At 59.7% G+C, this 506-nt stretch carries 1 pseudogene; it reads right to left on the bottom strand.

The annotated features are described in order from the left end of the window. Nucleotides 1–78: 78 nt before the first annotated feature. Nucleotides 79–378: pseudogene (locus tag ACP7AD_RS18610) on the bottom strand (IS21 family transposase); the annotation flags it as partial. Between the last annotated feature and the right edge of the window lie 128 nt (nt 379–506).

Below are 506 nucleotides of genomic sequence, written 5' to 3'. Positions count from 1 at the left end.
ATAAAGGAGCTTCGAAACACGCAAAAAGCAGCCTGACTCACTTCACTTCAGGCGACAACTTCCTTGACAGCCACCGGGGTTGTCGGGGATGATGAGCTGGGGCACACCGCCATAAAAGGTCAACGCCTGCGCGGTGGCGCCCAGCCAGTCGCGTGCTGTCTGCGCGGGCGTTGCCAGACAGAAACAGTAGCCCGACACGCCCATGGCCGCCACAAAGATGCTGGCGCGGCCAATTTCCTGCCCGTGCACACTCAGGGCCAGTGTCGGGCCGGCGTAGTCGATGAAGAGTTTCTCCCCGGCGCGGTGGACCTGGCGCATGGAACGCTTGAGGCGTTTGGCAAACTGGCGATAGTTCTCGCAAAACTGTGAGTAGCGCCAGGGCTTCAGGGGCAAGTCCGCACGGTGCTCGTCGCCGACCTGGGCGCAGTATCGGGCGCTGTCAAGGTAGTTGCCGCAAAAAGTTCGATGCTCAAGCGGCTAGTTTTTGTGTTTGATTCTGATCCTTT

The sequence above is a fragment of the Polaromonas sp. DSP2-3-2b2 genome (assembly GCF_049895905.1).
Lineage (GTDB): Bacteria > Pseudomonadota > Gammaproteobacteria > Burkholderiales > Burkholderiaceae_C > Polaromonas.
This window is presented reverse-complemented; position numbering and strand designations above follow the sequence as displayed.